The 6,755-nt window shown below is 56.1% G+C and carries 7 protein-coding genes and 1 pseudogene; 2 read left to right on the top strand and 6 right to left on the bottom strand.

Annotation, left to right across the window (positions count from 1 at the left end; genetic code table 11):
• Positions 1 to 349: 349 nt before the first annotated feature.
• Positions 350 to 622 carry a metalloregulator ArsR/SmtB family transcription factor gene (locus tag E1H13_RS25790; protein WP_169617838.1) on the bottom strand — a complete coding sequence of 91 codons (273 nt, stop codon included), beginning with the start codon at positions 620 to 622 and terminating at the stop codon, positions 350 to 352.
• Between the two features lie 196 nt (positions 623 to 818).
• Here E1H13_RS25790 and E1H13_RS25795 point away from each other — a divergent pair, with 196 nt between their 5' ends.
• Both E1H13_RS25795 and E1H13_RS25800 read left to right on the top strand, forming a co-directional pair.
• Positions 819 to 986, top strand: coding sequence for a metallothionein (locus tag E1H13_RS25795; protein ID WP_169617833.1), 168 nt, complete (start codon positions 819 to 821; stop codon positions 984 to 986).
• A 193-nt stretch (positions 987 to 1,179) separates the two neighbouring features.
• Positions 1,180 to 1,950 (top strand): polysaccharide deacetylase family protein, encoded by a 771-nt coding sequence (locus E1H13_RS25800; protein WP_169617834.1) that lies wholly within the window; start codon positions 1,180 to 1,182, stop codon positions 1,948 to 1,950.
• Here the strand turns inward: E1H13_RS25800 and E1H13_RS25805 are convergent.
• The 5 genes and pseudogenes from E1H13_RS25805 to E1H13_RS25825 form a co-directional block, all read right to left on the bottom strand.
• On the bottom strand, positions 1,871 to 2,704 hold the full coding sequence (locus E1H13_RS25805; protein ID WP_169617835.1) for a Cof-type HAD-IIB family hydrolase: 834 nt from the start codon (positions 2,702 to 2,704) through the stop codon (positions 1,871 to 1,873). The genes E1H13_RS25800 and E1H13_RS25805 overlap by 80 nt on opposite strands.
• 73 nt (positions 2,705 to 2,777) lie before the next feature.
• Positions 2,778 to 4,457: a solute carrier family 26 protein gene (locus E1H13_RS25810; RefSeq protein WP_169617839.1), complete on the bottom strand. Its 1,680-nt coding sequence runs from the start codon at positions 4,455 to 4,457 to the stop codon at positions 2,778 to 2,780.
• A gap of 179 nt (positions 4,458 to 4,636) precedes the next feature.
• On the bottom strand, positions 4,637 to 5,083 hold the full coding sequence (locus E1H13_RS25815) for a pentapeptide repeat-containing protein (RefSeq protein WP_240966865.1): 447 nt from the start codon (positions 5,081 to 5,083) through the stop codon (positions 4,637 to 4,639).
• Between the two features lie 219 nt (positions 5,084 to 5,302).
• Positions 5,303 to 6,685 (bottom strand): photosystem II reaction center protein CP43, encoded by a 1,383-nt coding sequence (psbC, locus tag E1H13_RS25820; protein WP_169617837.1) that lies wholly within the window; start codon positions 6,683 to 6,685, stop codon positions 5,303 to 5,305.
• A pseudogene (locus E1H13_RS25825) lies at positions 6,669 to 6,755 on the bottom strand (photosystem II protein D2); the annotation flags it as partial. The pseudogene E1H13_RS25825 and the gene psbC, both read right to left, overlap by 17 nt.

Consider the following 6,755-nt stretch of genomic DNA (forward strand, 5'->3'; position numbering starts at 1 on the left):
TGCTTCCCCCGATGGCTGGTGCCGTTCTTGGAGATATCGTGAGACCCACAGGTCGGACAGGTCATCTCAATAGCCATGCGCTTGTCTCCCTGGTTATCGTGGTGGCGTAGTCTGATTTTCCTCCGTCCCGTGCATTAATGCACTACCCAAAATTCAACCCACCCCTACCCCTCCCAGGAGGGGATCCCAAAATCCAAAATCTAAAATCCAAAACCTCCTCCACCTTCCCATCCACCCATCCACCCATCCACCCATCCACCCATCCACCCATCCACCCATCCACCCATCACCCCATCACCCCACCACCTCATCACCCCAACCCTCCAGGAAACTGCTCCGCGACACCTCATCACTCCACCTCAGGGGGTTCATCCAGGTGTTCCGAGGCTTCTCGGTAAAGATTAAAAATATGGTCGTCCTTCAGGCAGTAGAAGACGTTGCGGCCACGCTTGCGGTAGCTGACCAGCCGCATGGTGCGCAAAATTCGCAGCTGGTGCGACACCGCTGATTCGCTCATGTCCACCGCTGCCGCTAGATCCCGCACCCGATGCTCGCCCATGGCCAGGGCCGACAAGATCCGCCAGCGGTTGGGGTCACCCAGCACCCCAAAAAACTCTGCCATCCGCTGGGCTTTTTCAAGGCTCAAAATGGCTGTTACCGGGGAGTCATCGTGATTTTCCGAGCACTGGTTGGCTTGCAAATCGGGGCGATTGTTCACTATGTCTCCTCTGAACACATGAACACTTGTTCACGTGTTATACTCAAATACATGAACAGTCGTTCATGTGTAAACCTACTATATGTCTAGGAGTTGACCTATGACTACCGTTACCCAAATGAAATGTGCCTGTGAGCCCTGTTTGTGTGTTGTCGATACCAGCCAGGCGATCGAAAAGGAGGGCCACTACTATTGCAGTGAAGCCTGTGCCAATGGTCACCCGGATGGGGCTGGGTGTGGTCACACGGGCTGCGGTTGCGATCGCTAAAGCTAGCCTTAAAGACTTGCGTGTCCTTGCCGTCCCCAGCCGTGGGGCTGTTGGCTCATACTCTGCCATAGCTCAAGCCTGCATGGGGTATGGCTATGCTCCGAGATTGAATCCCCCTGGGTTCTGCACTAGGCTTGGTATAGCACCTGGTTTGCATGGCGCTTCGCAGTTGTGATGAGGTCGGGTTGGTCCCATGGCTCCTCCTATCCTGTCTCGGGTAGCTCAGCTTTTTCCTGATGCCCTCTTCTACGCTCCGGTTCGGGAGAAAATGGTGGCCCTGACTATAGATGACATTCCTACCCCTGGGGATCCCCATGACCTCTCGACGCGGCTGATCTTGCAGGCGATTAGTGACTATAACCGTACCGCCAAGCCCCCGGCCCAGGCCACATTTTTTGTAATTACTGACCACCTCAATGCTGGCAGCTCGCTTTTGCCAGATATTCTGGCGGAGGGTCATGAAGTTGCCAATCATGGCACCAGTGACACCACCCCTGCCATGTTAGAACCAGTCGAGTTTCAACGGCACTTTCAAGAGGCCCATGACCTGCTGACCGATACCATTCAGCAGCCCATTCGCTGGTACCGACCGGGCCGGGGCCTTTATAACCGAGCCATGGTCGAGCATGTCAGGTTGACGCCGGGCTATGAATCGCTGGTGGCTTTGGCCTCGATGATTCCCTTCGACACCATGCAGCCCTTAAGTACCCCTAACCTGAATACCTGGTATCTGTCGCAGTTCATTTTCTCAGGGGCCATCTTTGTGATCCATGGTGGATCGATCGAGCGCTGTGTTCAGACCTCCCAGGCTCTCCCGCCGTTGCTCCGAGCCATCGCTGACCAGGGGTATCAAGTGGTAACCCTGTCTCAACTCTATGATCAGTTCATAGCAGAAACTGCTCTAGGGAAACCGCCACCCCATCCGCCTCGACTCCAGGGGCCACCCAGTCCGCCCCTTGTTTAACCGGTTCAGGGGCATCCCCCATGGCCACACCAATACCGGCATAGCGCAGCATTTCCAGATCGTTATAGTTATCACCAATGGTCATCACCTGATCGGGGGTCAGGTCGAGCAATTCTTCCGCCAGATAACGCACGGCTTCACCTTTGTTGGCCAGGGGATGGGTGGCTTCCACAAACTGTTCCACCGAGCGGGTCAGGTACAGGTCGTCGGTGGGGTACCGCTGGCTGAGTTGAGCCAGCACGTCAGCTAGCAGGCTGGTATTTTCGCTCAGGGCCAATAGCTTGGTGGTTTCTATGGCCTGGTTGCCCTGCAACAGGGTGAGCAAATCCCCAGCGGCAATGGGTTGCACTCCCGATCGCTGAGCATAGGCTTCGGTGTCGGCAATGATGGCTTTAACGTGCAGTTGGTCGTCGATATACAGGTGAACAGAGAGGTCGTTCTGGTCGGCCATGGGGGCCAGGTAAGTCAAAATCTCCAGGGCCAGGGGCCGAGGCAGAGGGGTATGGCGGTGCAGGGTTTGGCTGGCTGGGTGTTTGATGTAGGCCCCTTGATAGGCCATGAGGGGCAGGGTAGAGCCTACCCCCTGGTGAAACCGCAGGGCCGCTTGGTACATGCGTCCGGTGGCGATCGCCACCTGCACTCCCCGCTGTTGCACCTGGCGAATGCTGTCTAATACCCGAGGGGAAATTTGGTTAGACGCTCCGGCCAGGGTGCCGTCAATATCGAGTACCAGCAGGCGAATATCGGCAGTCATAGGGGGATTAAAAAATCACGGCAGTCAAACCTTGTCTATTATCCCTGGGGAGATGAAGATAGCCCCAAATAATTTATTTAGGTCGCGATCGCTGTTGAAACCCCTGAATGGCGCTGGGCAGGGTAAAGAAAATATGGTCTGGGCCAATGCGGGACAGCAAGCCCGACAGTCGCAGCTGAGCATAGAGGTCTTGTTTGACCCGAGCCAGGGCAAAGATAATCTGGCGAGCCGCCAACTCGTCATAGAGCTCCATCAGCATATCAGCGGCGGTAATGTCAATTTCGGCGATCGCCTCGGCGTTCAGCACAAACCATTCCACCGGAGCTGTTTCCGCGTCAATCGCCTCCAGGGCGCGGCGCTTAAAGTCGGTAACATTGGCAAAAAACAAAGGGGCATCGTAGCGGTAAATCACCAGCCCAGGGATGGTGGTGGCCCCGGGCCAATCTTTAATGTCGTGGAGCCCTGCCAAGTCAGGTACTTTACCCATCACCGCGTCATGGGGGCGGGCCACCCGAGCAAAGAGCTCGATTACAGACAGGCCCACCGCGATCGCCACCCCCACCAGCATATCTGTGGCCAGCACGCCGACGGTCGTGGCCACCGCCAACACAAAGTCGCCTTGGCGAAAGCCCCTGAGCCGCTGAAACTCGGGAATATCAATCAGCTTTGTGGCGGCATAGATCACGATCGCCCCCAGGGCAGCGGTGGGAAACAGGGCCAGCACCGGGCGCAAAAACAACAGCACCCCCAACACCACCCCAAAGGCTACCAGAGAGAACACCTGACTTTTGCTGCCCACCGCATCGCCAATGGCGGCCCGACTGGCGCTGCTACTAATCGGAAAACCCTGCATCAGCCCGGTGCCCAGGCTAGCGATGCCCAAAGCCAGTAGTTCCTGATTAGCATCAATCGGTTGATAGCGGTTGCGAGTGGCAAAGGTGCGGGCCGTTAGCACATTGTCGGAATAGCCCACAATGGCAACGCCCACCGCCGCCGCCAGTAGGTGCATCACCTGCTCGGTCGGCAGTAATGGCAGCTGCAAGGCGGGTAACCCGGCCGCGATCTCCCCCACGACCGCCACCCCCTGTTGCTCGAGGTTAAACAGCCAACCCGCCACCGCTGACAGCAGCACCGCTAACAGCGGCCCAGGGGCGGTGGGAAAGCGCGACTGCACCGTAAACAAAAACAGCAGCACAAAAGCAGACAAGGTCAAGGTAGGCAGATGGGCCTGGGAAAGATGGCTGAGGAAGTCATAAACCGCACCGCCAATGGAGTCGGACTGAATAGGAACACCACTCACCTTGCCCAGTTGACCTACCACCATCAGCACTGCCACCCCGGCCATATAGCCAATCAAAATGGGCTTAGAAAGTAGGTCGGCGAGAAACCCTAATCGGGCGATGTAGCCCACTAAACACAATAGGCCCACTAAACAGGCCAGCAAGGCTGCTGTGACCTGGTAGTCGCTGCCATAGGTGGCCACCATGGGGGCTACGGCGGCGGCGGTCATCACCGCTGTAGACGACTCTGGCCCTACCGACAGTTGGGGTGACGAACCTAAAAGCGCATACAATACCATCGGCGGCAAGATCGCCCATAGTCCTACGATCGCCCCGACTCCGGCCAGTTCGCCGTAGGCCATGCACTGGGGAATCAAGTAGGCGGCCACGGTAATGCCCGCTACCACATCCCCCCGCAGCCAGGCCGCTGGATAGTGGCGAAGGCGATTTAGGCCAGGTAAGACAGTGGCAATGGTGGAGGCGGCAGGGTGGTGGCGGAGCAAAGGAAAATTCTAAGCTAGTGGGTATAGATTAACGGAAAACTATGACACCCGTTTCCCTGCACCGACTGGCTTGCGGTTGCCAAAACGTTGTGGAAAGTAGACTATCGATAGCTGGGTTGCCGAGGTCATGCTGGCTCCATGGGCTTGATTCAAGGGCAATAGAGGGTGTCACGAGTGTCGCGCCCGGTGACCGGGTTCGTCCCCTGGGCCACATCGCACAACTTTTGATTCACCTTGGGGTCTAGCAGTACGTCGGTAAAGTCGGCCCCGTTAATCACGACACCGCGAAAGTCGGTACCAAAGGCATAGGCTCCTTCCAGAATGGCGTTGGTTAAGTTGGCTTCAACAAATCGGGCTCCGTCTAGGGTGGCCCCAGTCATGTCGGCCCCCTCTAGGTTGGCTCGGGCCAGGGTGGTATCAAACAGACGCACCCCCCGCAGGTTGGTATGGCTAAGGTCGGCATCGGCCATGTCGGCTCGGGTGTAATCGTTGCCGCGCAGGTCTTGGTTAGACCAATCGGTCATACGCAAGTTCTGGCGATCGTAGCTGGTGGCTGCTGCCGGACTGATCCAGGCGAATCCGATGGCTATTGCCATGACTAGGACAAGAATGAAGCGATGAACATGTAAGCGACTCATGACCCGTATAGACTGATTCTTTACACTACTGAGTCTACATGGCCAGACCTGGGAAACCCAAGATAAAGGTTATAGGAACACAGAAGTAGCCATTCCAACCCTAGCCCAGAAAAAAACTCCTGCCCTAAGACAGGAGTTTTAAGCTAGTCGACTTTATCTATGGAATGAGTCTGACGCTTAGTCCAGATCGCCCATAGCGAGTACGGGTTCAGTCTCGCGATCGATCCCTTTCTCAAAGCCTGCTTCAGCCGCACGGGCGCGACCAGCATGCCATAGGTGACCAATCAAGAAGAAGAAGCCCAAAATAAAGTGGGAGGCCGACAACCACTGACGGGGGTTAACAAAGTTCACAGAGTTGATTTCTGTGATCACACCACCCACTGAGTTGATGGAAGCGTTAGGCGCATGGGTCATATACTCAGCCGCCCGACGCACCTGCCAATCTTGAATGTCATTGGTGAGCTTATCCAGGTCGAGGCCATTAGGACCACGCAGGGGCTCCAGCCAAGGACCTTGGAAGTCCCAGAAACGCATGGTCTCACCCCCAAAGATGATTTCCCCAGTGGGAGAGCGCATCAGATACTTCCCTAGACCCGTGGGGCCTTGGGCTGAACCGATGTTGGCACCCAAACGCATGTCACGTACCAGGAAGGTCATGGCTTGAGCCTGGGAAGCCTCAGCGTTAGTGGGACCGTAGAACTCAGACGGATAAGCGGTGTTGTTGAACCACACATAGCAGGATGCAATCAAACCCATCAGAGACAGGGCACCCAGACTATAGGATAGGTAAGCTTCACCGGACCAAATTAAGGCCCGACGAGCCCAGCCAAAGGGTTTGGTCAGAATGTGCCAGACACCACCACCAATACAGATCAGACCGATCCAGATATGGCCACCGATGATGTCTTCCATGTTGTCAACGCCCACAATCCAGCCCTTGCCACCAAAGGGAGATCCCGCCAGGTAGCCGAAAATCACAGCTGGATTCAAAGTGGGATTGGTAATTACACGAACATCCCCACCACCTGGAGCCCAAGTGTCGTAAACACCACCAAACACACAGGCCTTCAACACCAGCAGCAACGCACCACAACCCAAGAGGATGAGATGGTAGCCGATGATGTTGGTCATTTGGTTCTTATCTTTCCAATCGTAGCCGAAGAAAGAAGAATACTCTTCCAACACTTCAGGCCCACGAACGGCGTGATAAATACCGCCAAGGCCAAGTACAGCCGAGGAAATCAGGTGAAGTACACCGACCACAAAGTAGGGATAGGTGTTGATGATTTCGCCACCGGGGCCGACGCCCCAACCCAAAGTGGCCAGGTGAGGTAGAAGAATAGCGCCTTGCTCATACAAGGGCTTGTCGGGCACAAAGTGAGCGACCTCAAACAGGGTCATTGCTCCGGCCCAGAATACAATCAGGCCAGCGTGGGCTACGTGGGCCCCCAGCAGCTTACCTGACAAGTTGATCAGTCGGGCGTTACCAGCCCACCAAGCAAAGCCGGTGGACTCTTGGTCGCGACCCGCAATAAAGGAATTACTAGAGAGCGTTACCACGGGGCAGTACCTCTTCGGGGAATACAAACTTCTCGTGGGGCTGGTCGGTTGGTGCCATCCAGGCCCGGAT

The sequence above is a fragment of the Nodosilinea sp. P-1105 genome (assembly GCF_012911975.1).
In the GTDB taxonomy this organism is placed as follows: Bacteria; Cyanobacteriota; Cyanobacteriia; order Phormidesmidales; family Phormidesmidaceae; genus Nodosilinea.

Bases quoted from the DNA above. Each gene is read 5' to 3' on its own strand.
- E1H13_RS25790 (WP_169617838.1), bottom strand. From the start codon at position 622: ATGGCAGAGTTTTTTGGGGTGCTGGGTGACCCCAACCGCTGGCGGATC.
- E1H13_RS25795 (WP_169617833.1), top strand. From the start codon at position 819: ATGACTACCGTTACCCAAATGAAATGTGCCTGTGAGCCCTGTTTGTGT.
- E1H13_RS25800 (WP_169617834.1), top strand. From the start codon at position 1,180: ATGGCTCCTCCTATCCTGTCTCGGGTAGCTCAGCTTTTTCCTGATGCC.
- E1H13_RS25805 (WP_169617835.1), bottom strand. From the start codon at position 2,704: ATGACTGCCGATATTCGCCTGCTGGTACTCGATATTGACGGCACCCTG.
- E1H13_RS25815 (WP_240966865.1), bottom strand. From the start codon at position 5,083: ATGGCAATAGCCATCGGATTCGCCTGGATCAGTCCGGCAGCAGCCACC.